The sequence below is a fragment of the Streptococcus oralis genome (genome assembly GCF_023109155.1).
GTDB classification, from domain to species: Bacteria; Bacillota; Bacilli; order Lactobacillales; family Streptococcaceae; genus Streptococcus; species Streptococcus oralis_BZ.
On record NZ_JALDUA010000001.1, the window covers coordinates 740,685 to 765,573 of the forward strand.

The 24,889-nt window shown below is 40.2% G+C and carries 31 protein-coding genes and 1 tRNA gene; 26 read left to right on the plus strand and 6 right to left on the minus strand.

Going from position 1 to position 24,889, the window contains the following annotated elements:
* Positions 1–316 precede the first annotated feature (316 nt).
* Complete coding sequence (gene rsmG, locus M1F63_RS03630) at positions 317–1,030, minus strand: 16S rRNA (guanine(527)-N(7))-methyltransferase RsmG (protein ID WP_000801948.1); 714 nt, start codon at positions 1,028–1,030, stop codon at positions 317–319.
* A 93-nt stretch (positions 1,031–1,123) separates the two neighbouring features.
* Here rsmG and M1F63_RS03635 point away from each other — a divergent pair, with 93 nt between their 5' ends.
* Together M1F63_RS03635 and htpX are read left to right on the plus strand one after the other, a co-directional pair.
* Positions 1,124–1,684: a LemA family protein gene (locus M1F63_RS03635; protein WP_070800543.1), complete on the plus strand. Its 561-nt coding sequence runs from the start codon at positions 1,124–1,126 to the stop codon at positions 1,682–1,684.
* A gap of 1 nt (position 1,685) precedes the next feature.
* The gene (htpX, locus tag M1F63_RS03640; protein ID WP_247940736.1) at positions 1,686–2,585 is read left to right on the plus strand and encodes a zinc metalloprotease HtpX; all 900 of its coding nucleotides are present in this window, start codon (positions 1,686–1,688) and stop codon (positions 2,583–2,585) included.
* 44 nt (positions 2,586–2,629) lie between these two features.
* On the opposite strand, the gene M1F63_RS03645 is transcribed toward htpX, so the two are convergent.
* Positions 2,630–4,189: an ATP-binding cassette domain-containing protein gene (locus M1F63_RS03645; protein WP_247940737.1), complete on the minus strand. Its 1,560-nt coding sequence runs from the start codon at positions 4,187–4,189 to the stop codon at positions 2,630–2,632.
* Positions 4,190–4,519: 330 nt separating this feature from the next.
* Positions 4,520–4,849, minus strand: coding sequence for a hypothetical protein (locus tag M1F63_RS03650; RefSeq protein WP_000389546.1), 330 nt, complete (start codon positions 4,847–4,849; stop codon positions 4,520–4,522).
* A 168-nt stretch (positions 4,850–5,017) separates the two neighbouring features.
* Here M1F63_RS03650 and M1F63_RS03655 point away from each other — a divergent pair, with 168 nt between their 5' ends.
* The 7 genes from M1F63_RS03655 (at position 5,018) to M1F63_RS03685 (ending at position 13,067) form a co-directional block, all read left to right on the plus strand.
* Positions 5,018–5,560 (plus strand): YceD family protein, encoded by a 543-nt coding sequence (locus M1F63_RS03655; protein WP_000773193.1) that lies wholly within the window; start codon positions 5,018–5,020, stop codon positions 5,558–5,560.
* Entirely contained in the window at positions 5,561–6,190 is a 630-nt protein-coding gene (nth, locus tag M1F63_RS03660) for an endonuclease III (protein WP_000244432.1), read from the plus strand.
* A gap of 210 nt (positions 6,191–6,400) precedes the next feature.
* The gene (gene pyrR, locus M1F63_RS03665) at positions 6,401–6,922 is read left to right on the plus strand and encodes a bifunctional pyr operon transcriptional regulator/uracil phosphoribosyltransferase PyrR (RefSeq protein WP_000850018.1); all 522 of its coding nucleotides are present in this window, start codon (positions 6,401–6,403) and stop codon (positions 6,920–6,922) included.
* An 18-nt stretch (positions 6,923–6,940) separates the two neighbouring features.
* Positions 6,941–7,864 (plus strand): aspartate carbamoyltransferase catalytic subunit, encoded by a 924-nt coding sequence (locus M1F63_RS03670; RefSeq protein ID WP_070696987.1) that lies wholly within the window; start codon positions 6,941–6,943, stop codon positions 7,862–7,864.
* Between the two features lie 49 nt (positions 7,865–7,913).
* Positions 7,914–8,993: a carbamoyl phosphate synthase small subunit gene (locus M1F63_RS03675; RefSeq protein ID WP_000166847.1), complete on the plus strand. Its 1,080-nt coding sequence runs from the start codon at positions 7,914–7,916 to the stop codon at positions 8,991–8,993.
* A gap of 450 nt (positions 8,994–9,443) precedes the next feature.
* Positions 9,444–12,620, plus strand: coding sequence for a carbamoyl-phosphate synthase large subunit (carB, locus tag M1F63_RS03680; protein ID WP_001126413.1), 3,177 nt, complete (start codon positions 9,444–9,446; stop codon positions 12,618–12,620).
* A 126-nt stretch (positions 12,621–12,746) separates the two neighbouring features.
* On the plus strand, positions 12,747–13,067 hold the full coding sequence (locus M1F63_RS03685) for a heavy metal-binding domain-containing protein (protein WP_247940738.1): 321 nt from the start codon (positions 12,747–12,749) through the stop codon (positions 13,065–13,067).
* Between the two features lie 44 nt (positions 13,068–13,111).
* Here M1F63_RS03685 and M1F63_RS03690 read toward each other — a convergent pair whose 3' ends face one another.
* The 3 genes from M1F63_RS03690 to M1F63_RS03700 all read right to left on the minus strand — a co-directional run bounded on the left by M1F63_RS03690 (position 13,112) and on the right by M1F63_RS03700 (position 15,432).
* Positions 13,112–13,354 carry a type B 50S ribosomal protein L31 gene (locus M1F63_RS03690; protein ID WP_000710762.1) on the minus strand — a complete coding sequence of 81 codons (243 nt, stop codon included), beginning with the start codon at positions 13,352–13,354 and terminating at the stop codon, positions 13,112–13,114.
* A gap of 163 nt (positions 13,355–13,517) precedes the next feature.
* The gene (locus M1F63_RS03695) at positions 13,518–14,381 is read right to left on the minus strand and encodes a lantibiotic ABC transporter permease (protein ID WP_247940739.1); all 864 of its coding nucleotides are present in this window, start codon (positions 14,379–14,381) and stop codon (positions 13,518–13,520) included.
* A gap of 106 nt (positions 14,382–14,487) precedes the next feature.
* The gene (locus M1F63_RS03700) at positions 14,488–15,432 is read right to left on the minus strand and encodes a DHH family phosphoesterase (RefSeq protein ID WP_247940740.1); all 945 of its coding nucleotides are present in this window, start codon (positions 15,430–15,432) and stop codon (positions 14,488–14,490) included.
* 103 nt (positions 15,433–15,535) lie between these two features.
* Between M1F63_RS03700 and M1F63_RS03705 the strand changes: the two genes are divergently transcribed.
* From M1F63_RS03705 to M1F63_RS03785, 17 genes are all read left to right on the plus strand, one after another.
* Positions 15,536–15,979, plus strand: coding sequence for a flavodoxin (locus M1F63_RS03705; protein ID WP_001162125.1), 444 nt, complete (start codon positions 15,536–15,538; stop codon positions 15,977–15,979).
* Positions 15,980–16,096: 117 nt separating this feature from the next.
* On the plus strand, positions 16,097–16,363 hold the full coding sequence (locus M1F63_RS03710; RefSeq protein WP_216733792.1) for a chorismate mutase: 267 nt from the start codon (positions 16,097–16,099) through the stop codon (positions 16,361–16,363).
* Positions 16,360–16,734, plus strand: a complete 375-nt coding sequence (crcB, locus tag M1F63_RS03715; protein ID WP_216733794.1) for a fluoride efflux transporter CrcB — start codon at positions 16,360–16,362, stop codon at positions 16,732–16,734. Before M1F63_RS03710 ends, crcB (M1F63_RS03715) begins: the two co-directional genes overlap by 4 nt.
* Positions 16,728–17,057: a fluoride efflux transporter CrcB gene (gene crcB / locus M1F63_RS03720; protein ID WP_084849321.1), complete on the plus strand. Its 330-nt coding sequence runs from the start codon at positions 16,728–16,730 to the stop codon at positions 17,055–17,057. The genes crcB (M1F63_RS03715) and crcB (M1F63_RS03720) overlap by 7 nt, the downstream gene beginning before the upstream one ends.
* Positions 17,058–17,175: 118 nt before the next feature.
* Positions 17,176–17,523, plus strand: a complete 348-nt coding sequence (rplS, locus tag M1F63_RS03725) for a 50S ribosomal protein L19 (protein WP_001068669.1) — start codon at positions 17,176–17,178, stop codon at positions 17,521–17,523.
* 42 nt (positions 17,524–17,565) lie between these two features.
* Positions 17,566–17,637, plus strand: a tRNA-Arg gene (locus M1F63_RS03730).
* Positions 17,638–17,822: 185 nt separating this feature from the next.
* Complete coding sequence (locus tag M1F63_RS03735) at positions 17,823–18,056, plus strand: Imm74 family immunity protein (protein ID WP_247920492.1); 234 nt, start codon at positions 17,823–17,825, stop codon at positions 18,054–18,056.
* A 20-nt stretch (positions 18,057–18,076) separates the two neighbouring features.
* A complete protein-coding gene (locus M1F63_RS03740) occupies positions 18,077–18,631 on the plus strand; it encodes a hypothetical protein (RefSeq protein ID WP_000687346.1) in 555 nt (184 codons plus the stop codon).
* A gap of 69 nt (positions 18,632–18,700) precedes the next feature.
* Positions 18,701–19,123, plus strand: coding sequence for a hypothetical protein (locus M1F63_RS03745; protein WP_000805165.1), 423 nt, complete (start codon positions 18,701–18,703; stop codon positions 19,121–19,123).
* Between the two features lie 11 nt (positions 19,124–19,134).
* Positions 19,135–19,557, plus strand: a complete 423-nt coding sequence (locus M1F63_RS03750; protein ID WP_247940741.1) for a hypothetical protein — start codon at positions 19,135–19,137, stop codon at positions 19,555–19,557.
* A gap of 727 nt (positions 19,558–20,284) precedes the next feature.
* Positions 20,285–20,713 (plus strand): hypothetical protein, encoded by a 429-nt coding sequence (locus tag M1F63_RS03755; protein WP_247920497.1) that lies wholly within the window; start codon positions 20,285–20,287, stop codon positions 20,711–20,713.
* Between the two features lie 83 nt (positions 20,714–20,796).
* Positions 20,797–21,450 (plus strand): DUF6572 domain-containing protein, encoded by a 654-nt coding sequence (locus M1F63_RS03760; protein WP_247920498.1) that lies wholly within the window; start codon positions 20,797–20,799, stop codon positions 21,448–21,450.
* A gap of 191 nt (positions 21,451–21,641) precedes the next feature.
* Entirely contained in the window at positions 21,642–22,136 is a 495-nt protein-coding gene (locus M1F63_RS03765) for a hypothetical protein (RefSeq protein ID WP_125441518.1), read from the plus strand.
* Positions 22,137–22,198: 62 nt separating this feature from the next.
* A complete protein-coding gene (locus M1F63_RS03770) occupies positions 22,199–22,678 on the plus strand; it encodes a hypothetical protein (protein ID WP_247920499.1) in 480 nt (159 codons plus the stop codon).
* Positions 22,679–22,811: 133 nt separating this feature from the next.
* On the plus strand, positions 22,812–23,306 hold the full coding sequence (locus M1F63_RS03775; protein WP_247920500.1) for a hypothetical protein: 495 nt from the start codon (positions 22,812–22,814) through the stop codon (positions 23,304–23,306).
* A gap of 163 nt (positions 23,307–23,469) precedes the next feature.
* Positions 23,470–23,937: a hypothetical protein gene (locus M1F63_RS03780; protein WP_247920501.1), complete on the plus strand. Its 468-nt coding sequence runs from the start codon at positions 23,470–23,472 to the stop codon at positions 23,935–23,937.
* Complete coding sequence (locus M1F63_RS03785; protein WP_247920502.1) at positions 23,934–24,818, plus strand: DUF4299 family protein; 885 nt, start codon at positions 23,934–23,936, stop codon at positions 24,816–24,818. The genes M1F63_RS03780 and M1F63_RS03785 overlap by 4 nt, the downstream gene beginning before the upstream one ends.
* The last annotated feature ends 71 nt before the right edge of the window (positions 24,819–24,889 follow it).

Genomic DNA, 24,889 nt, shown 5'->3' on the forward strand with positions numbered 1-24,889 from the left:
AAATCTGCGCCTTCGTCACCTCACAGGATGACATTAAAAACCTTTGCTTAGGATAGTATAGCAGAAAAAATTCGTTTTGTAAACGAATTTTTCCCGATCCCAGAAATGTGAGAGTGAGGTTCGTTTTGTAAACGAATTTTTCCCGATCCCGGAAATGCGAGAGCGAGGTCCGTTTTGTAAACGAATTTTTCCCGAGCCTAGAAATGTGAGAGCGAAGTTGATTTTGTAAATCATTTTTTTCCCGAGCCTAGAAATGTGAGAGCGAAGTTGATTTTGTAAATGGTTTTCTGAACTTTAAACAAGGGTGCACCATTGTTTAAAGCGGGCGTTTATTGGGCATGCCAGCCTTTCTTGGGTACTTGTTAGGCGTCTCCTTTTTCTTTTTGACCACAGTGATGTAGCGCGGATCTCCATTTGGTAGAGCGTAGCTGAGATTGTCTTCGACCTTGCTGAAGAGGAGGTTGAGAGCGTTCTTGGCTTCTAGCAATTCCTCAGGAGCATTGCTGGCCTTGAGTGCCAATAGTTTTCCGCCGACTTTAAGATAGGGAATAGTCAGCTCAGACAAAACCTGCATGCGGGCAACCGCACGAGCCGTCACCACATCAAATTGGGCACGGAAGTTCTTGTCTTGGGCAAAGTCTTCTGCCCGTCCATGGTAGAAGTGAACACCTTCCAAATCCAGCTCTTGAGCCAAAAGCTGAAGGAAGTTGATGCGCTTATTTAGCGAATCAATGATGGTTACATCTAACTGAGGATAGAGGATTTTCATGGGTAGACTAGGAAATCCTGCCCCCGCTCCGATATCAAGAAGTTTGATAGTTTCATTTGAAATCAAGCCTTGCAGAATAGGTGCAATCGAATCATAAAAATGTTTGAGATAAACTTCCTCTTTATCTGTAATAGCGGTCAGGTTAATCTTTTCATTCCACTCGACCAAGAGCTCAAAATACCGTTCAAATTGGTTCTTTTGCTGGTCCGAAAGTGGAATATTTTGCTCAGCGAGCAAGCTGTAAAATGTTTCTGGTTTCATAGTCTTTTCCTTCTCTAGTATCATCTTATTTTACCATATTCAATAAAATTTTGATATACTGGTAGTAATCTAAAAGCAGAAAGGAATAAGATTATGACTTGGATTATTCTTGGAGTTTTGGCTCTGATTGTTATTTTTGTGATTGTTAGCTATAACGGTTTGGTTAAAAATCGTATGCAGACCAAGGAGGCTTGGAGCCAGATAGATGTTCAGTTGAAGCGTCGTAATGATCTCCTCCCAAACTTGATTGAAACAGTCAAAGGCTATGCGAAATATGAAGGTTCTACCTTGGAAAAAGTAACAGAACTTCGTAGACAAGTAGCCGCAGCAACTTCACCAGCTGAAGCTATGAAGGCCAGTGATGCCCTTACCCGCCAGATTTCTGGTATCTTTGCAGTAGCAGAGAATTACCCAGACTTGAAAGCTAGTGCCAACTTTATCAAATTGCAAGAAGAGTTGACCAATACAGAAAATAAAATTTCTTACTCTCGTCAACTCTACAACAGTGTTGTCAGCAACTACAATGTAAAACTTGAAAGTTTCCCAAGCAACATCATCGCAGGACTATTTGGCTTTAAAGCTGCAGACTTCCTTCAAACACCTGAAGAGGAAAAGACAGTTCCTAAAGTTGACTTTAGCGGATTAGGTGACTAAGATGTTGTTTGATCAAATTGCGAGCAATAAACGAAAAACCTGGATTTTGTTGCTGGTTTTCTTCCTACTCTTAGCCTTGGTTGGTTATGCGGTTGGCTATCTCTTTATGCGTTCAGGTCTTGGCGGCATGATTATTGCCTTGATTATTGGTCTTATCTACGCTCTGACCATGATCTTTCAATCGACAGAGATTATTATGTCTATGAATGGGGCGCGTGAGGTTGATGAGCAAACAGCCCCAGACCTCTACCATGTAGTAGAAGATATGGCCATGGTCGCTCAGATCCCCATGCCGCGTGTTTTCATCATTGAGGATTCTTCTTTAAATGCCTTTGCAACAGGTTCGAATCCGCAGAATGCAGCAGTCGCAGCAACGTCGGGTCTCTTAGCTATCATGAATCGTGAGGAGCTAGAAGCTGTTATGGGGCATGAAGTCAGTCATATCCGAAACTACGATATCCGCATTTCGACCATTGCTGTCGCCCTTGCCAGTGCCATTACTCTTCTGTCTAGTATGGCAGGACGGATGATGTGGTGGGGTGGCGCTGGTCGCAGACGGAGTGATAATGATCGTGATGGAAATGGTTTGGAGATTATCATGCTTGTTATCTCTCTCTTAGCCATTGTTCTAGCACCTCTCGCAGCAACTTTGGTGCAACTTGCCATTTCCCGTCAGAGGGAATTTCTGGCGGATGCATCCAGTGTGGAGCTGACTCGCAATCCTCAAGGGATGATCAATGCACTGCGCAAGTTGGAGAATAGCGAGCCAATGCATCACCATGTTGATGATGCCAGCAGCGCTCTTTATATCAATGATCCGAAGAAAGGTGGGGGACTTCAAAAACTCTTTTATACCCACCCACCTATCTCAGAACGAATCGAACGTTTGAAACACATGTAAAAAGAATCCAGAGGTCGTCTCTGGATTTTTGCTATGTTTAACATTTATAAATCTTGTAAATCAACAACTTCCAAACCACGATCTGTCAAGCGATAGATACTTGTACAGACCTCTTTTAAGAAGCGTCTGTCATGCGAAACAGTGATTAGACCGCCTGGATAGGAGGCAAATAGTTTTCTGATTTCGGGTTGAGAAGTGGGAGAAAAATTACGTGTAGGCTCATCCAGAAGGAGAAAGTTTGGTTTGCGCAACACTAAATCCAAAAGTAGGAGTTTACCTTGTTGCCCGCCAGATAGGGAGCGGATTTGGTGGTGCATCTCTGGATAGCTGAAATTGAGACTGGCTAGGTGAGATTGGATTTTCTGTAGTTCCTCTTTTTGTCCAGTGTGGCTGAGGTAGGCTACTGGAGATAGATCCAATTGTAGTTTTTTATGGTAATCTTGTGGCATAAAACCAAGCGAAATCTCTCTTTTGGCGCTGAGCAGTTGTTGAAACTTGGCTAACAGAGTTGATTTTCCAACACCATTTGGCCCGATGATACCGATTTTTTCTTGGCCACGGACCGTTAGTCGTAACTCCTGAGCTAAAATACGCTCGCCAATGGACAAATTTTCTTTTTCCAGTTGGACTAAGACTTTAGAAGCCGCTAATGGTTGGATGTCTGAAAAGAAAAGTTGGATTTGTTCCTCTTCAAGTGGCTTTTGGGTCATGGACTGAGCTTCCTTTTCAAAGCGTTTTTCTTGAGAGAGAACAGTTTTCATCTTTTTAGCCAATAGGCGTCCAGCAACATCATTTTTAGTGTTACGCAAAGCAGTTTCTACATTTTGCTTGACGCGACGATACTTTTCCATGGTTTTGTCATAGGCTCTCTGGTCGTTAGCAGCTTGCTGGCTTTGTCTGGCAAAATTAGCCTTTCTTTGTTCACTATAGCGATCATAGTCTAAATGCTCGACTAGCGTTTCCGCTTCTTTTCGGTGCTTGACCAGTCGCAAGTGGACAATAGTATCTGCCGTATGAGAAAGAAAGTCTTCATCATGGGAAATGAAAACAACAGTTTGCCTAATCTTTTGAATCTGTCTTTTTAGCCAATCAACCGTCTCAAGGTCTAGGTCATTTGAAGGTTCATCTAAAAATAGAATCTCAAAAGGTTTTGCCAACTCATGGATGAGTTGAATTTTCAAAGCTTCGCCCCCTGATAGACTGCCAATTTCTTGGTCGCTAGCAAAACGGTCGCTATCAAAGTGCAATTCCTCCGCCAAACGATAAAGAATGCTGTAGTCTAAATCAGCAGAATCCAAAAAGAAGTAGTCATGGAGAGTCCTACTTTTCAGAAACTCGGGGAGTTTTTGAGGAATGTAGGCCAGTGATTGAAGATCAGACTGTATGTCGCCCTTGATAGTAAAATCAGGTAATGCTTCCCCCATTAAAGCTCGTAGTAAAGTCGATTTACCATTTCCTTCTTCACCAATAATAGCAACTTTTTCCCCGTCTTGGATAGTCATGCTTAGGTCAGATACAAGATCTCGTAGATCTTTGTTTTGCGTGATAGTTAGATGATTGATTTTTATCATATTGTTGCCCTTTCTAGAATGTCGATAGTGCACAACAAAAAGCTCTACTTTATCTAGTAGAGCCCAAAGTCACTGTCAAAACTCTATTATCCTCGTTGAAAAACTCGTCAAACTAGCTTGGAGTTGCCTAACCCAACCCAAGAGGAGCATAGCTTTCTAGTTTTTCGATTTTCAATGAGGACAAGATACTAGAAAATCTAGTATAAAAAGAGCACACAAAAAGAGACAAAAACAAGATCTACTAAATAAAGATTCTTTATTTGATAGATTAGTTGTTCATGTCTCCCTTACCTCCGAGTATTAGTACCTCTATCCTATACCTTTCAGGAAATTTTGTCAATAGAAAACAAGTGATTTCAAGATCTAAAATCCAAAAACAGGTCCATAGAGAGTCAATACGTGTTTGACATGTTCGTAGTGGAACTTGTCATAGTTGCGCCAAGCAGCACGAGCTTGATCATTTAGTTTTAGGCTCCCTAGTCCAATCAGAAGACTGGTGCGTTGGTAAAATTTCTCAAGGTCGATTAAGATACTGTTGTCCAGCATTTCTGCTTTTTTTAGTTCCTTAAGCGTGGTGTTCAGCAGCTCTTGCAGTCGAAGATCATCAGCTGTTCCTTGTTTGCAGCTTTGGAAGCTTTTATTTAACTCGGAAAGGAGTTGGTAAGCTTCAGTGATGAGTGCTTTGTCTTCCATATGAGCATCCTCCTTGCTCTGATCTATTCTTGCCTATAGTATAGCACTAATAGGAAAGTTTGTCATAGTAAATATGTTAAAAAATGAGATTTTAATATCAAAGTTTGGGAGGCTGACTTATAGCCTTTTCATGGTATAATCAAGTGAGTACATCTTTATGGAGGAAATATGAAGTTAAATATTCAAGAAATTCGTAAGCAACCTGAAGGCCTGCATTTTGAACAAGCTTTAGACCTGGCAGCAGACTTGCGTAAACGGAACCAAGAGATTTTAGATGTCAAAGATATCCTTGCAGTGGGGAAGGTACAGTACGAAGACCGTCTGTATTTCTTAGACTATCAGTTGTCATATACCATTGTCCTTGCTTCCAGCCGCAGTATGGAGCCAGTTGAGTTGGCTGAATCTTATCCAGTCACAGAAGTTTTCATGGAAGGAGCGACCAACCAACTAGACCAGGAAGTTCTAGATGATGATTTGGTCTTGCCTATCGAAAATGGGGAAATCGACCTTTCTGAGAGCGTAGCAGATAATATTCTGCTCAATATCCCTATCAAGGTCTTGACGGCAGAAGAAGAGGCGGGCCAAGGTTTTGTGTCAGGAAATGACTGGCAAATCATGACTGAAGACGAATATCAAGCTCAACAAACAGTCAAGAAAGAAGAAAACAGTCCATTTGCTGGCTTGCAAGGACTGTTTGATGGAGACGAGTAGATGGTTTTATCCAAGAAACGTGCCCGTCATGTCATTGAGGAAATAATTGCCCTCTTTCCAGATGCTAAGCCTAGTCTTGATTTTCGCAATCATTTTGAACTCTTGGTTGCAGTGATGCTGTCAGCTCAGACCACAGATGCAGCGGTAAATAAGGCCACGCCAGGTCTCTTTGCTGCTTTTCCAACGCCGCAAGCCATGTCTGTAGCGACAGAGAGTGAAATTGCTTCACACATTTCTCGCCTGGGACTGTATCGAAATAAGGCCAAATTCCTTAAAAAATGTGCCCAACAGTTACTAGATGATTTTGATGGTCAAGTGCCTCAGACACGAGAGGAATTAGAAAGTCTAGCGGGTGTTGGTCGTAAAACAGCAAATGTCGTCATGAGTGTGGGGTTTGGAATTCCTGCTTTTGCAGTGGATACTCATGTGGAGCGTATCTGTAAGCATCACGATATCGTTAAAAAATCAGCTACGCCACTTGAAGTAGAAAAACGTGTCATGGATGTTCTGCCACCAGAAGAATGGTTAGCAGCTCACCAGGCCATGATTTACTTTGGACGAGCTATCTGCCATCCCAAAAATCCAGAATGTGACCACTATCCCCAACTGTATGATTTTAGTAATGTTTAAGGGGGCTCTGAAAAAGTTTTTGCTTGATTTTAAGGGTGCTTTGTGCTATAGTAAATGATAACTAAATAGTCCTTTAAACCTGTCCCGTGAGGCAGGCAAGGAGCGCGATAAAGTAGAAGGGTGAAGTCTATACTGTATACAGTAGGGCTCGCTTAGCTATACATTTCAAGTCTCCTTGTAGAAGGAGACTTTTCTTTTTGGAGGTTTGTCATGAAGACAAAAGAAGTTGTAGACGAATTGACTGTCAAACGAGCGATTACGCGAATTACTTATGAGATTATTGAGCGCAATAAAGATTTGAATAAAATTATCCTAGCTGGGATAAAAACGCGTGGTGTTTTCATCGCTCATCGTATCAAAGAACGCTTGGAGCAGTTGGAAAACATCACTGTTCCTGTTGTGGAATTGGACACCAAGCCTTTCCGTGATGATGTTAAAAGCGGAGAAGATACTTCTTTGATTTCTGTTGATGTGACAGACCGTGAAGTTATCTTGGTGGATGATGTACTCTATACAGGCCGTACTATCCGTGCTGCTATTGATAATATTGTTGGACATGGTCGTCCTGCGCGCGTGAGTTTAGCGGTGTTAGTTGATCGTGGACATAGAGAATTGCCTATCCGTCCAGATTACGTTGGGAAAAATATTCCAACTAGTCGTTCTGAAGAAATCATCGTAGAGATGACAGAACTTGATGGCCAAGACAGAGTTCTGATTACTGAAGAAGCTTAGAAAGCTGAAGGAGTAGCCATGTCAGAAAATCAACAAGCATTGAACCATGTGGTTTCCATGGAAGACCTTACAGTTGATCAAGTGATGAAATTGATCAAACGAGGAATCGAGTTTAAAAACGGGGCCCAACTTCCCTACGAGAACAAACCTATCGTATCGAATCTCTTCTTTGAAGATTCTACACGGACACATAAGTCCTTTGAAGTGGCAGAGATTAAGCTAGGGCTCGAGCGACTGGACTTTGATGTGAAGACTAGTTCGGTTAATAAGGGTGAGACATTGTATGATACCATCTTGACCCTATCTGCTCTAGGAGTGGATGTCTGTGTGATTCGCCACCCAGAGGTTGACTATTACAGAGAGTTGATTGCGAGTCCATCGATTACGACCTCCATTATCAATGGTGGGGATGGTTCGGGACAACATCCTAGCCAGAGCTTGCTTGATTTGATGACTATTTATGAGGAATTTGGTCACTTTGAGGGTCTCAAGGTTGCTATTGCAGGTGACTTGGACCACTCACGTGTTGCCAAATCAAATATGCAGATTTTGAAACGCTTGGGAGCTGAACTGTACTTTGCAGGACCTGAGGAATGGAGAAGTCAAGAGTTTGCGGACTATGGACAGTTTGTAACTATTGATGAGATTGTTGATCAGGTGGATGTTTTGATGTTACTCCGCGTTCAACATGAACGCCACGAAAGTGGAGCGGTCTTTTCAAAAGAAGACTACCATGCTCAACACGGTTTGAACCAAGAACGCTATAATCGCTTAAAAGAAACAGCAATCATTATGCATCCGGCTCCAGTTAATCGAGATGTGGAAATTGCTGACCACTTGGTTGAAGCACCAAAATCACGCATTGTCCAACAAATGACCAACGGTGTCTTTGTTCGAATGGCAATTTTAGAATCCGTATTGGCGAGTAGAAACGCCAACTAAAACACAAGACGTTAAAAGACGCCAGTGAGCGTCCACGAGAGGTGAAAATATGACAAAAAGACTTCTAGTATTAGAAGATGGCACAGTTTTTGAAGGCAAGGCCTTCGGAGCAGATATAGATGTAACAGGCGAAATCGTCTTTAACACAGGGATGACCGGCTATCAAGAATCCATTACAGACCAGTCTTATAATGGACAAATCTTAACCTTTACTTATCCTTTGGTGGGAAACTATGGAATTAACCGTGATGATTACGAATCCATCATTCCAACTTGTAAGGGAGTTGTCGTTTTTGAAGAGGCGCGTCGAGCTAGTAACTGGCGCAACCAAATGACCTTGGATGAATTTTTGAAAGCCAAGAAAATTCCAGGTATTTCAGGGATTGATACGCGTGCACTTACCAAGATTATCCGTAAGCATGGTACCATGCGTGCAACCTTGACTCACGTTGGGGACAGCATGGACCATGTGACGGATCAGCTCCAAGCAACCGTCTTGCCGACAGACAATATCAAGCAGGTTTCTACTAAAACTTCCTATCCAGCTCCTGGAGTTGGTTTGAGTGTGGTCTTAGTAGACTTTGGTCTCAAACACTCCATCCTACGCGAACTTTCGAAACGGAACTGTAACGTTACGGTTGTTCCGTATTCAACGACAGCAGAAGAAATTCTCCACCTAAATCCTGATGGAGTTATGTTGTCAAATGGTCCAGGTAACCCAGAAGACGTTCCAGAAGCACTGGACATGATTCGTGGTGTGCAAGGGAAAATCCCAATCTTCGGAATTTGTATGGGGCACCAACTCTTTGCTATGGCAAACGGGGCTAAGACATACAAGATGAAATTTGGTCACCGTGGATTTAACCACGCGGTACGTGAGATTGCAACAGGACGTGTAGACTTTACTAGCCAAAACCATGGTTATGCAGTCAGCCGTGAGGACTTGCCAGAGCATTTGATCATCACCCACGAAGAAATCAATGACAAGTCAGTTGAAGGAGTTCGCCACAGATACCAACCAGGTTTTTCTGTACAATTCCACCCAGACGCAGCTCCTGGTCCACACGACGCAAGCTACCTATTTGATGAATTTATCGAGATGATGGAAGCTTTTAAACAAGCAAACTAAGAACGAGTAAAAGCTCATCGGAGAATTTATGTAACTGAACACGGACGGAAAGCTCGGAATTTAGAGAAACCAACTTGGATTGTCAATACTTCCTTGGTTTCCTAAAATTCAATCGCTCTCAATTCGCCCTTTGTATCTTTATTTAATGTCGCTCTGTGAGGCGACGAATAGAAAGGCAGGTCGTTTCTTTTAGTCGCTATCATGCGAACTAAAAACTCCCTGCACTAGATTTTTTATCGAAAAAATATCGTTTCTCTAAAAAATCGTCGTTGAATTTATTTAATGTCGCTCTGTGAGGCGACGAATAGAAAGGAGAAGGGTGGTCCGTATTTGCTGAACTGAATACGGGCTACGGACGGTGCTAAAAAGATAGTTATTCCTAGAACTGATAGTTCTTCGTCATAACTCCTATTTTAGCTTTGTCCGCTTGACGCCCTTAATATCTTATAAATGCCTAAACGTACTGATATTCAAAAAATTATGGTGATTGGTTCTGGTCCGATTATTATTGGTCAGGCTGCTGAGTTTGACTACGCTGGGACCCAGGCCTGCTTGTCTTTGAAAGAGGAAGGTTATGAGGTTGTCTTGGTGAACTCAAATCCTGCCACCATCATGACGGATAAGGAGATTGCGGACAAGGTCTACATCGAACCGATTACACTTGAGTTTGTGACACGTATTCTCCGTAAGGAACGTCCTGATGCTTTGCTTCCAACTCTTGGAGGTCAGACAGGACTCAATATGGCCATGGAATTGTCTAAAAACGGTATTCTAGATGAATTGGGAGTAGAGCTTCTAGGTACTAAATTATCTGCCATCGACCAAGCGGAGGACCGTGACCTCTTTAAACAATTGATGGAAGAGCTTGAGCAGCCGATCCCTGAATCTGAAATTGTCAACACAGTGGAAGAAGCTGTTGCCTTTGCGGCATCAATCGGGTACCCTGTTATCGTTCGTCCAGCCTTTACCCTTGGTGGTACTGGTGGTGGTATGTGTGCCAACGAAGAAGAATTACGTGAAATCGCTGAAAATGGGTTGAAACTGTCACCTGTTACCCAATGTTTGATTGAACGTTCAATCGCAGGTTTCAAGGAAATCGAGTACGAAGTCATGCGCGATTCAGCTGACAATGCCCTCGTTGTTTGTAACATGGAAAACTTTGACCCAGTTGGGATTCATACAGGGGATTCTATCGTATTTGCTCCTGCACAAACCATGTCAGACTATGAAAACCAAATGCTACGTGACGCGAGCTTGAGCATTATCCGCGCACTCAAGATTGAAGGTGGGTGTAACGTTCAGCTGGCCCTTGATCCGCATAGCTTCAAGTACTATGTTATCGAAGTAAACCCTCGTGTATCGCGTTCGTCAGCCCTTGCTTCTAAGGCGACGGGTTATCCGATTGCCAAATTGGCTGCTAAGATTGCCGTCGGTTTGACATTGGATGAGGTTATCAACCCAGTTACAGGTTCAACCTATGCCATGTTTGAGCCAGCCCTTGACTACGTGGTTGCGAAAATTCCACGTTTCCCATTTGACAAGTTTGAAAAAGGTGAGCGTCGTCTTGGAACTCAGATGAAAGCGACTGGGGAAGTCATGGCTATTGGTCGTAACATTGAGGAGTCACTTCTCAAGGCATGTCGCTCTCTTGAAATTGGAGTTCACCACAATGAAATGCCTGAACTTGCATCTGTTTCTGATGATGCCTTGATTGAAAAGGTTGTCAAGGCCCAAGATGACCGTCTCTTCTACGTATCAGAAGCTATTCGCCGTGGTTACACGCCAGAAGAAATCGCTGAGCTTACGAAGATTGATATCTTCTATCTAGATAAACTCTTACACATCTTTGAAATTGAGCAAGAATTGGGTGCCCATCCACAAGATCTAGACGTTTTGAAAACTGCCAAACTTAATGGATTTTCAGACCGTAAGATTGCTGAACTCTGGAATACTACAGCTGACCAAGTTCGCCAGCTTCGTTTGGAAAACAAGATTGTCCCAGTCTACAAGATGGTCGATACTTGTGCGGCGGAGTTTGACTCTGAAACACCATATTTCTATTCAACCTATGGTTGGGAAAATGAATCTATCAAGTCTGACAAGGAATCCGTTCTAGTCCTAGGTTCAGGTCCAATCCGTATCGGACAAGGGGTTGAGTTTGACTACGCAACCGTTCACTCTGTTAAGGCGATTCAGGCTGCTGGTTATGAAGCTATCATCATGAACTCAAATCCAGAGACCGTTTCAACAGACTTCTCGGTATCAGACAAACTTTACTTTGAGCCATTAACTTTTGAAGATGTTATGAATGTCATTGATTTGGAGCAACCAAAAGGCGTTATCGTTCAGTTCGGTGGTCAAACAGCTATCAACCTTGCAGAGCCCTTGGCAAAAGCAGGTGTGACCATTCTTGGTACCCAAGTAGCTGACCTAGACCGTGCCGAAGACCGTGACCTCTTTGAGCAAGCCCTTAAAGACTTGGATATTCCACAGCCACTAGGACAAACAGCAACTAATGAAGAAGAAGCGGTGCTTGCTGCTCGCAAGATTGGTTTCCCAGTCCTCGTTCGTCCATCTTATGTCTTGGGTGGACGTGCTATGGAAATCGTCGAAAACGAAGAAGACCTTCGTTCTTACATGCGTACCGCTGTTAAGGCCAGTCCAGACCACCCAGTCCTTGTTGACTCTTACATCGTTGGGCAAGAGTGTGAAGTGGATGCCATCTCAGACGGAGAAAATGTCCTCATCCCTGGTATCATGGAGCATATCGAACGTGCCGGTGTCCACTCAGGTGACTCAATGGCCGTTTACCCACCACAAACCTTGTCTCAAAAGGTGCAGGAAACCATCGCAGACTATACTAAACGCCTAGCAATCGGCCTTAACTGTCTTGGGATGATGAACATTCAGTTTGTCATCAAGGATGAGAAAGTCTATGTTATTGAGGTAAATCCACGTGCCAGCCGTACGGTTCCATTCCTTTCTAAGGTAACCAATATTCCTATGGCTCAGGTAGCGACCAAGCTCATTCTTGGGCAAAGTCTTGAAGAACTTGGCTACCAAGATGGACTTTATCCAGAAAGCACTCGCGTTCATATCAAGGCGCCAGTCTTCTCCTTTACCAAGCTAGCTAAGGTAGACAGCTTGTTAGGTCCTGAAATGAAGTCAACAGGGGAAGTTATGGGTTCTGATACTACTTTGGAAAAAGCTCTCTATAAGGCTTTTGAAGCTTCTTACCTGCACTTGCCAACCTTTGGAAATGTTGTCTTTACCATCGCTGATGATGCCAAAGATGAAGCCTTGGACTTGGCTCGTCGTTTCCAAAATATTGGCTACGGTATCCTTGCAACAGAAGGGACAGCTGCTTTCTTTGCTAGTCATGGACTTCAAGCCCAACCTGTTGGTAAGATTGGTGATGATGATCAGGATATTCCAAGCTTTGTTCGTAAAGGGAAAATCCAAGCGATCATCAATACTGTCGGAACCAAACGAACTGCTGATGAAGATGGTGAACAAATCCGCCGTTCAGCTATCGAACATGGTGTACCACTCTTTACAGCCCTAGATACAGCTAATGCCATGCTTAAGGTACTTGAAAGCCGTAGCTTCGTTACAGAAGCAATTTAACTAAGAAAAAAGAGAAGACTCCAAGTCTTCTCTTTTTTGATGGGAGTATAAAAACAATAAGGAATTTCTTGACAAAGACAATAAAGGGGTTTACAATGTTCTAAAAGAAGCAAGGAGGACCTAAAGATGATTATTTCAACTACGGGGATCGAAGGAAAGAAAATCATAGAATACAAAGGAATTGTCTTTGGCGAAGTGGTTGCTGGGGTTAATATGTTCAAAGATATGGCGGCTGGTTTCCGTAATATTTTTGGCGGTCGTGCTAGTAGTTATGAAGGCGAATTAACCCAAGCGAGAGAAGAAGCTCTAGCAGAAATGATGGCGCGTGCAAGTGAACGTGGCGCAAATGCTATCATTGGGGTTAAGATGGACTATGAAACCTTAGGTGCTGAGAATGGTATGCTGATGGTTACCTGTAGCGGAACAGCAGTGGTGCTTGAGCCCTGATTTGAAGAAAGAAAAAAGAACAGTTGAAACTGTTCTTTTTATTCTTATTTGAGACCGTATTTTTTGTTGAAACGATCCACGCGTCCATCTGCTTGAGTGAACTTTTGACGTCCAGTGTAGAATGGGTGTGAGTCTGATGAAATTTCCACACGGATCAATGGGTAAGTTTCGCCTTCGAACTCAACAGTTTCGTTAGAGCGTTTTGTTGAACCGCTAAGGAATTTGTAACCAGTAGTTGTGTCCATGAAGACAACTGGGCGATATTCTGGATGGATATCTTTTTTCATTTTGCAATATTTCCTTTCTGCCATGGTCTCTTTGCGAGCCATAGATTGTTACCTTACTAGTCTATCAGATTCTGGTAAGTTTGGCAAGTCTTTTCCCTGATTTTATTAAAAATCTTGATAAAAAATCACTCCAGTGTTTACTGGAGCGAGGGTAGAAGAATGATTAGTTCTCTTGATTTGGAGCTTTTTCTTCTTGTTGATTTTTTACTTCTGTTTCTTTTACTGGTTCTACGTTTTCTGCTGCTGATTCAGCTTCTTTTTCAGATTCAGTAGCTTCTGTTTCTGTTGATTCTGTTACAGTTTCAGCTTCAGCCTCTGTTTCTGTTGGTTCGGCTACTGGCTCAGCTTCTGTTTTTGTTTCAGATTCAGTAGTTTCTTCTTTTACTGGTTCTGCGTTTTCTGCTGCTGATTCAGCCTCCACATTAGCTGGTTCCTTAGCTTCTTCTGTTTGCTCGGTTTCCTCTTTAGCAGTCTCTGTTTTCTCAGCAGTAGTTTCTTCTTTTTTACGTTCTTGAGATTCTTTTTTGATTTCTTCGACTGCAGTTTTAACGGTAGAGCTTGTTACACGTCCGACAGTTTGAGCAAAATCTTTACCAGACTCAGCTAATTCAGTAAATGATTCTTTTGTAATTTTACCACCTGACATTGCCAAGAGACCAGTTACAACTAGTGCAATGCTAGCAAGAATAGCCAAAATCAAACCAAAGCCGATTGAAATGCCATATCCACCAAAGTTAGACATGTACTTATTTACATTAAAGAGACTATTTAGTGTAACGAGAGTTGCAATTGCACCCGCAACAATGACACCAATTGAGAACCCTTTAGGCATTGCTTTATTCATGTTATTCAAGCACGCAAGAACAATAGACACAATAGCCGCGATAATGACAAACCACCCATCTCCTTGGTAACCATTCACACTATAGGACCCAAAAGAACCTGCATTTAAACTAGCCCATGGCAAGAGTGAACCAAGGATGGCTACTCCAGCAGAAATGAGAATATACAAACGATTTTTTTCCATTATTATGTCTCCTTTTATTCAGTTTGATTTATTATACCATAAACTGAGGTACAAAGAAACCGTATATTTTAAGAATCTAGCATATAAAAGGCCAAGAAAATTCTTCTTAGCCTTGGTGCATCTGTAGAGCCTCTTTCAGCTCTTTGTATATTTGTTCGTTTTCTTCTAGACTATAGGAATTGGCGCCACTGGCTAATGGATGCCCTCCCCCGTCGTGTCGTTTGGCTATCTCATTGATAGGAGTGATTTTACTGCGCATACGTACACGGAAGTGACCATCAGCTTGTTCAACAAAGATAGCCCAAGCCTTAACGGTATCAATTCGACCAGGTGCTCCGACAATCGCAGCCGTTTCAGCATCCGTAACCTTATATTTTTCCAAGATGTCTTGAGTAAGAAGAACGCGTGCAGCCCCATTCTCATCAACTTCTAAATGATCATAGACAAAGCCTTGCAATTTTGCAATCTTGAAGCTCATGGTATCCATTTGACGAGACAATCCAGCAAAGTCAAAATCAATTTCTCGGAGCTGGCCAGCTATTCTAAAGGTTCGAGCACTAGTTGACGGGTAGAGAAAACGCCCTGTGTCCCCGACAATTCCTGCATAGAGAAGTCGTGCCGCTTCACTAGACAAAGCTAGCTGATTTTCTTGAGCAAATAATGCAATCATCTCACTGGCACTGCTTGAACTTGTATCCACCCAAGATAGGTCACCGTAGATATCATCATTTGGATGGTGATCGATTTTGATGGTGAAAGCAGCTTGTTCGTAGCGTTTATCATCGATACGAGGACGATTCGCTGTATCACAAATAATAGCAAGAGCTCCTTGGTAGTCATTGTCTTGGACAGTATCCATTTCCGCCATCCAGGTTAGAGTTGGTTCGTTATAACCGACTGCTTTGATGGTCTTTTCTGGAAAATGGTGTGTGAGAAGAGCTTTTAAACCTACCTGACTCCCTAAGGCATCTGGATCTGGTTTCATATGACGATGAATGATAATGGTATCGTATTCTTTGATTTTCTCTAAAATTTGCTGGCAAATTTCCATAAGTAACCTCAATTCTTTCTCATTTCATTGTAGCACAAGAATTTTTATTTTTAAAATGAAAAAGATATGATATAATGGAGAAAGATAAATTGAGGAGGACGATATGGCATTAGCAAAAATTGTATTTGCCAGTATGACCGGTAATACCGAAGAAATTGCAGATATTGTAGCAGATAAATTGCGTGACTTGGGCTTGGATGTCGATGTTGATGAATGTACGACTGTTGACGCTTCAGACTTCTTGGAAGCGGATATCGCAATTGTTGCGACTTACACTTACGGAGATGGAGAATTGCCAGATGAGATGATGGACTTCTACGAAGACCTAGCTGATCTCAACTTGAATGGCAAAATCTACGGAGTGGTCGGTTCAGGAGATACCTTCTACGACGAATTCTGTAAGGCTGTTGATGACTTTGATCGTGTATTTGTAGCGACAGGAGCAGAAAAAGGTTCGGAGTGTGTTAAAGTGGACCTCTCTGCCGAAGAAGAAGACATCGAACGCTTGGAACAATTCGCAGAAGAATTGGCTGCAAAAGTAGGATAAGAATCAAACTGCGCTGACTGGAAGAAGTCGGTGCGTTTTTTTATTAGTTTTTTTGGGATTTTACTAGCCTATTTAGAGGCTTTTTGATACAATAATTCAAATAAAGGAGGAGATGCCATGGATTTAGATATTATTCGGCAAGAAATTGATCAAATTGACAATCAAATCGTCAAGCTCCTAGAAGAACGAATGCACTTGGTTGAGGGTGTAGTTGCCTATAAGAAAGCCTCAGGAAAACCTGTTTTAGATACTAAGAGAGAAGCAGTTATTTTTGAAAAGGTTAGAAGTCGTGTAGAGGATAAGCGATATCAGGAGACTATTGTTGCGACTTTTTCAGACATTCTCAAACGTTCGCGTGATTATCAGGATCAAAATATCAAATGAAAAAAGAACAATTCTATCCGCTAGGAATTTTTCTGGCTGCAATGTTGGGTGGCCTTGCCCGCTATCTCATTTCCACTTGGTTACCAGCTAGCCCAGACTTTCCTTGGGGGACCCTTCTCGTCAACTATCTGGGCATTTTCTGCTTGGTCTATCTGGTGAAAGGCTATCTGGTCTATAAGGGAACTAGTAAAGGCTTGGTTTTGGCGCTGGGGACGGGTTTTTGTGGAGGTTTAACAACCTTTTCTAGTCTACTCTTGGATGCTGTGAAATTGCTCGATACTGGGCGTTATCTGAGCTTAGGCATCTACTTATTTTTGAGCATTGGTGGAGGGCTGCTCTTGGCTTATGTTCTAGGGAGGAAGAAATGGTAATCGTTTATCTTGCAATCGCCTGCGGGCTTGGAGCCCTGGTGCGTTATTTCTTTTCCCGCTATAATCAAGCTTCTAAATTGCCACTGGGCACTCTCATAGTCAATCTTCTAGGATGTTTTTTGATTGGTCTACTCTACAATCATGTGGAGTCCAAGGAAGTCTATGCCATCCTAGCGACAGGTTTTTGTGGAGGGTTAACGACCTTTTCTACCTTGAATGACGAGCTGCAAAGACTGTTAAGTGACAAGAAGGTATTTTATAGCTATTTTCTCTTAACTTATATAGGCGGTTTTCTAGCGATTTTTTTAGGAATTCTGCTATAAATTTCTTTACTTTTAGGTGGAAATTTGGTAAACTGTATCTTGTGTGTAATGGACGCACAAAAATACAGTTTATCCGCTGAGGAAGGTTCCTCAAGATTGACAAAGATAGGAGAATAAAATGAATCCATTAATCCAAAGCTTGACTGAAGGTCAACTTCGTACAGATATCCCATCATTCCGTCCTGGTGACACTGTTCGTGTACACGCGAAAGTTGTCGAAGGTAACCGTGAACGTATCCAGATTTTTGAAGGTGTTGTTATCGCACGTAAAGGTGCTGGTATCTCAGAAAACTACACAGTTCGTAAAATCTCTAACGGTGTAGGTGTTGAGCGTATCTTCCCAATCCACACTCCACGTGTTGAAAAGATCGAAGTTGTTCGTTACGGTAAAGTACGTCGTGCGAAATTGTACTACTTGCGTGCTCTTCAAGGTAAAGCAGCTCGTATCAAAGAAATCCGTCGTTAATTCGACTAAAAAACTCTGCTTACCCAGCAGGGTTTTTCTCTAGCTCCCTTAGTTCAATGGATATAACAACTCCCTCCTAAGGAGTAGTTGCAGGTTCGATTCCTGCAGGGGGCAGTAATTCAATCAAAAAGCACTGAATGATCAGTGTTTTTTTTGTCTTAAAATTGAAACCATTTCAGATGAAAATGGAGGTGTGGTATAATAGGAGAAAGTATAAGTGCTTATTTGAAGGGGAATTTCAGTATAAGGATTTAGTTTTCTGAGAAAAATAATGATGTTTGAGTAAAGAAGGAAATGGAATGAAAATTTCTGGGACAAGTGGTAACGTTACTTTTGACTATGAAAATGGCTATGTTCTAAAAGCAGAGGGAGAGTTGTTGACTGGTGGTAGCTTTATTGTATATAGGTCAAGCATACAGAACTGGGAGCCACCTTACAATAACATTCCTATCACACAGAATGAGATAGATAAACTTGTCGAGGAAGTGAACTCCATGATGACGGAGCAATCAATTCAGATCGAATTTATCTGAGTTAGAGTAGGAGAAGGATGATGAAAATCGATTACAGTGAACGGATAGTCATATGGGATTGGAATGGTTGTGTAATAAAGATAGAACTACCAGATATCATTCATGCGGAATATAATAAAGATGAGAACATGGTGATGGTTTATAGTGGGGAAAATCTTATTAACAAAATCGTTTTCTACTATAGTTTAGAAGGAAAACTATTAGGGCGACAAAATGTAGAGGAAGGGAGACTAGATTGGAATCATAATGGGAAGCATCAGGTTATTTTTCAACATTTACATCATCTTCGATTTAGTCCTAAATATCAGCGTATCTTCAGTATATTTCGCTCATTCAGCGATTTTGACCTTCCATCAGAACTAGAGGTTTATAATTTAGAAGGTGATAAAATCGACCAAATTGAATCTCCTGCAGGGTTTACTATGCTATATATTTCTGAGATAAGTAAAGAAAAACTGAGAATTGTATGTGAAGCTCTTAATGAAGATTGTTTTGATAAATTTGGTCGAAGTGATTTCTATTTTAATGTGGATTTAGAAACTAGAAAATGGATAAAAGATGGCGTAGCCTATTGAGGAAGAGAAAAATAATCCTGATTTTATGATATTCTGGTTGAGAGAATAACTTGCACTAGGAGAATACAAATGAAACCAACAAAACTACAATGGGAAGATGTTATCCAGTTCGAAGAAGTAAAAGGTTACGGTCAGCATATCTGGAAAGATGAGGACAAGTATTATTTAGTTTTAGAAGAGGGAACCGTAGTTTCTTGGTTAGTTGTCTATGAATTACCACAAGAATTATTTACCTTACTAGAGAGTGGAGAACGGACGCTACTTGAAATATCTTGGAAGGTTCAAAACGATTGTTGGCCACCAACGGAAGAAGAAAAGAACGAAATTAGAAAAGATAGAGCTAGAAAAAAGCCAATTGTACTGATTTCCAACCGTAAAAATCAGTTGCTTTTTAGTAATAAAGAACTTGAAATACTTATTCCCCAAGCTGAAGAACAATGGATAGAATCAATGGGCAAACTTCCAGATGATTATGTATCACCACTTAAGTAAGGAATGTATAAATGAAACCAACAAGACTACAATGGGAAGATGTTATCCAGTATGAAGAAGTAAAAGGTTACGGTCAGCATATCTGGAAAGATGAGGACAGGTATTATTTAGTTTTAGAAGAGGGAACCGTAGTTTCTTGGTTAGTTGTCTATGAATTACCACAAGAATTATTTATCTTACTAGAGAGTGGAAAACGGACTCTGCTTGAAATATCTTGCAAAGTTAAGCACGATTATTGGCTACCGACAGAAGAAGAAAAGAACGAAATTAGAAAAGATAGAGCTAGAAAAAAGCCAATTGTGCTGATTTCCAACCGTAAAAATCAGTTGCTTTTTAGTGATAAAGAACTTGAAATGCTTATTCCCCAAGCCGAACAACAATGGATAGAATCAATGGGCAAACTTCCAGATGATTATGTATCGCTACTCAAGTAAAAGAGATATATAATGAAACTGAATTCCAGATATTAGAGAGCTCTAATCCAGTTCACTGAAGCTATGAAAAAGCTTATATCATTTGATTATGGTTAGAAAGGGAGTGGAAATGATAGAAAAGAATAAACATTATACTGGACTAGTTCATCTAGGAGAGTTTAAGAACAAATTAGTTTACTATGACTTAAAGACAAAGAAATTGTTTTTTTCGATTCCAGAAAGAACTTCTAAGAGTCAACAGTACGTTATTCTTTCTCTGGTATTGCTATTTCTTCCTTTTATCAGATTTCTGAATGGATTAACAATCTTTAGTATATCTGCTCACAAGTATCTTTATTTGGTTTTATTCTCTTGTCTTTCCTTACTTTTCGGGAAATTGCTGGATGTCTATTTTAAGAAAGATTTGGATTTGTATCCGGCTCTATTTACAGATTTGGAGTATTTAGAATTCCTAGAGGTAGTAAAGAAAAGTGGAGCTGTTGTTTCTTCCGTAATTCGTGGTAGCTTTATTAGTTTGTTAGTATCTTTAGTCGTCTTCCTGTTATATCCTAGTTTTTTGCCATTATTTTTCCACTCGATGCTTTTGTTTATTCTCTATTTGTGTTTAGCCAATAATTTGCACAAGCGAAAGAGGGTAATGGGGAGCTTGATAAGAAATGTGCGCACCAACTAGATCTTTTTTGCCTATGATAAAGAAGAATTAAAAAAGTAAAGAAAGTTGATTTATATGACAACAGAAATATTGCAATACAAAAATTGTACGGTATTAAAAAACAATAATGATTATGAGATTCTGTGGAGTAGAGGGAAAGAAGTGCTTAATTTTCCCATTAGCCAAGAATTAGCAGAACGTGTTTCAAAATCAGAACAAGATTCTTTAGAAGTAATGTTTTATTGTGAACACCATCGTTGGCCAAAGGCAGATGAGTTAAATGATTATAATCATTCAGATACGATTGTACATAAAGGCGATGGATTTGTTGTATATGAGACAAATGGTTATTACGAAATTGGCTTCTTTAAAGAAATTGGAGGAGCCATGGGTCCAGAAGTTTGCTATCCTATCAATAAGGAACTGATGGATAAAGCATTTGAATCTTCTAGGGGAGCATATGAAGTCATGATTTATGCTGAAACAGGGCACTGGCCTTTATAGTAAAGTGGATGACATCATAAGAACAGACAAAAAATAGGGAAAACTAATCAGTAGACATTTGGTAAGAAACAAAGGAGATGAGAATGGAATCAATTTATGTAAGTCAAAAAGACATGTTGGAAATCTGTCAAGATGGTGATAAGTATTTCTTGAGTTATCCAACTTTCAATATTACCTGCCCAGAAGTGATTAGAGAAATTCCCAAAGAAGCTGTAGATAGTTATATGTCGGGAGAACATGATGGTGAAGAATTAATTAATTATGCTAATTTCGGATTTTGGAAATCAAAAATTAGTCAAGAAGATGCTAACATACAATTTTTAAGAGATAATCCAGAATTTCTTCTTATTGATACAGATAGAAAGAGACACTATTTTTCCGAAAAAGAATTTGAAGAACTGTTACAAAAAGCAATTTCCTCAGAGCTCAAGCCAACTGAACTTGATGCAATTGGTATAGTTGATAATCATTTAGAGCTTCTTCTGGTGGATCCAGTCGGCTGGCAGAAAGAGATAGAAGCAGTCCATCTAGAAATTCTGCAAGAAAAAATGAATAATTACATTCACTTCCTCGAAAGCAAGCAGTATGTGGCACGATACGGTGATAAGTTTGACAAAAAAGTCATCCATATCACATTCCAGTATTCTCCATCTGACAATGGATTGGCCTTTCTTGCTGCGGTTCAGAAGGTGTTACAACTCACTGATATGAGTTTGAAGGTAGAATTGCCAGAGTGAGTTAGAAAATGAGAAGGCCTTTGTCTTCTCTTTTCTAATATTCTTAAACTTTTGCAATCTTTTCTGGACTAGATTTGTAATATGGTATAATGTAAAAAAGTGCTTTCTGATTAATGGCTATAAAACTTGATATAGTAAGAGAACTACTCTATCAGTTTAGCTCATATCATTTAGAATTGAGAGGGTCGACTATGTTAACATTAAGCCATGTGATTGAAGATACCTACAATGTTGAGGTGGACTATTATACGCCTCTTACTATTGAATGTTCAAGTTTCCCCTCATATATACGAAAAGCTTACTTCCGTTTAGTAGGCGATAATAGCCTACTTGAGATTGGGATAAATCCAGATTCTTTTCGATTGATGAATATTATACTTGTCCAAGTCTCAAATGTGACTTTAATGGGTGACATGAGTCTAGAAGAAGTGGAAGAGATAGAAGGCATTCCTGTTTTTCGTGATACTATCATGTTTACAAATGGACTACATGATAGGAAACAGTCCTTTGATGTCTTTTTATCTAAAGACTTTTTGAAAATACAGTTGCTTAATCCTAAGGAAACTATGTATCTGACTAATGGGAGAGTAAAATTAGGATTTTCTCAAGATGGAACACTCGTGAGCATCTTGCTCGTAGAACTGACATGTCATGAATATGAAATTTTAAAAAATAGTTTTGAATAGCGATCCAAAAGTCTATTTCCTTGAGTGCTATAAAACTAGACTTATTTGAATAAGGAGAAAAAATGATTAGAGCAAAATATGGTGAAAATATTGTTGTCGCTTTTAAGTACAAAAATCAGTATTCTTGGTATATTTCTGACTTGGAGCTATGGTATATTAATTACGAAGAAGCGGGATATAATGTAGAACATATTGATAAAGAGAGATTGCGCTCCCCGTTTTTATTGCCTGAGAATGTCCTTTATTTTTTAGAGGATATGCAAAAATATAGTTGCGACCTTTCAGAGTTAAGGAAAGTCTTTGCTAATGAGTATAAAAGGGATAAACTGAACGCTATTTATGATTTCGCCCCATCTTTATTTGTAGATATGGACAATTTGTTATTGTACTCAAATTACGTAGAGTCTATTTCTTTTGAAGAGTATGTATCAGCTCCATGGATTGGGAAATATCAATATTTCCTAGATTTAATTCCAAGAGAATATTGGTTTTGGACGGAAATAGGGGAAAATGTGTTTGACCAAAATAAAACAAGTGAATAGAGTAAAGAAAATAAACAAAGGAAGAGACTCCGCTCAACAGTTACCAAGAGTATCAGGAATGGTATGACAAACACGTAAACTAGATTTGGAAGGATATGTAGAAAACTACAGAATAATGAAAAGAGGAATAATAATGCCACAAGAGAGATATCTCCAGATTAAGAAAGAATATAAAGTTCGACTAGTATTAGTAGTTTTTCTTTTAGTCCTTTCTTTTATACTATATTTGTTTATCATTCTAAGTTTTTCTAGACATATCCCATTTATAGCAACAGTTATGGGGACGGTTATTCCTTTTAATCATTTTCTACTGGTCCCAGTTTGGCAAGAGAAAAAAGCGATAGAAGAAGAACATCCTGAATGGAAGAACCTTAGCACAAGTGGAGTCAAGGTTCCCTCATCAGAATCAGATAAAAAGATCCTTCCATTTATTGGAACAGTTCTGGCCTTATTCTTCTCTTTTGCGATGCTCTACAGACCGGTTAAAGTAAATACGAAAATTCCTACTGCTGAGGAAATTAAAAATATGCCTAGATTTGACAATAACTATACTCCAAAGTCAAAAAGTAGTTCGTCCTCTGAACCAGTGTCTAAGTCAGATTTGAACGAGACCTCTTCAACTAATTAGTGATGAGGAATTAAAGAGGGTCATTGATAAAACATTGAAAGATTTCAATGAGAAACGGGAGAAAGAAGAAAATTCAAAAAAGACTGAGTCAGGAAATGAGTGATGTAAGTACGGAAAATTTGTTGTTGTGAATATGGTATAATGGAATACGTGGAGGGATAAAATGGATAAAGAATTTCTAGTTTACCAAAATAAAGTATACTCTAATTTTGTGAATTATATAAATGACTATATCCTACTTTCAAAAGATCCAGCGATGTTGGAAGAAGGCTACGTTCCCTATAGTTTCTATGTAGATGATGCCGGAGAAGGCGTATACGGGAAGCTTGTGCCTTATAGTGAGGTTAGTCAGAGGTATTCGGTTTATGATCGTGTCCTATATAAAGGTCAGGAATTTACAATGGCTGGTCACAAGCGTGGAGATGATGATTTTACAGCACCTGATTCTTATGTGCGACTCCTGGTTTTTGATAAAGAATTTCTAATTGAAAACAATTTAGCTGATGATGCGGAATTATTGGATGAGAAATATGGCCAGACAATGTATGCATCAGGAAAAATCCCTGTCAGCGAAGTAACGATTCTACGTCGTAGAAAGGATTTGCCAGTAGACCGAAGGAGAAAAATATGAAATCAGTTATTTTTACAATAAAAAGTAACCAATCACTAAGAATTGGTGAGGTGCTTCAAGCAGAACTCTTTGAATGTTACAGCGTTTCCGCTAAGGATGCGGGCTTAAAGCCATCTGCAGACTCTCTTATTTCTGATTTCCATTCTGTTCAGTTTGGGGTCAAAGAGAAGTCTAGTTTAGGGTTCCGTCTATCTTTTGATGGTCAAGCTTATCAGGTATCTGTTCCAGATTTGGCGACAGCTTCTGACTGGACTGGGGCCTTGATGTTCTTGAAAACCTTGCTCATTCTCTTAGATGTAACTGTATGTGAACATGATGGTGTGGCGTATGATAAAGATTCTATTCTAGAATTTCATTTCACAGATATTTTCTTATCAGCTCTTTCAGAATTGACTAAGGAAGTAAAAGTCCATCCCATCGTGGAAATTATGGGAGTGAGACGTCCTATTTACCTCAATGAACTCTACCTAGGGCAGATTATCCATGTGCCGGACGAGCAACTCTTAAATAGTTATGACCAGCGTTTGCGCTTTACCCAACAGCTAAATGCTTATTACTCTGAGCAGCAAGTTTTTCAAGTAGAGCAAAATGGAGAGGACATCATTATCCCTATCAATTATCTAAATAGTGAAGGACGAACTATTTTGCCGGCTCAACCAGAGCTAGAACCTCAATATTTACAAGAGTATCGAGGAAGTAAGGTTGCAGTTGCACGACTGTTTATCATGACAGCCGATGGGGAAAAACTAGCCGAGGTTCCTTATCGACAGTTCTTAGAGTCGTTGACCGAGGGCATCTATATGCTAGATGCCAAGTATGTTCTGGTCGACCCAATTTCTCCTGAAACTCTGCACGCTGTCTTGAAAAAGAAAGGATTTTAAGAAAAATTCCTGTTCAGTTAACTTTTTCAGATGTTAGAATGTGATGAGAAAAGAATGAAGTAGATAGTGTG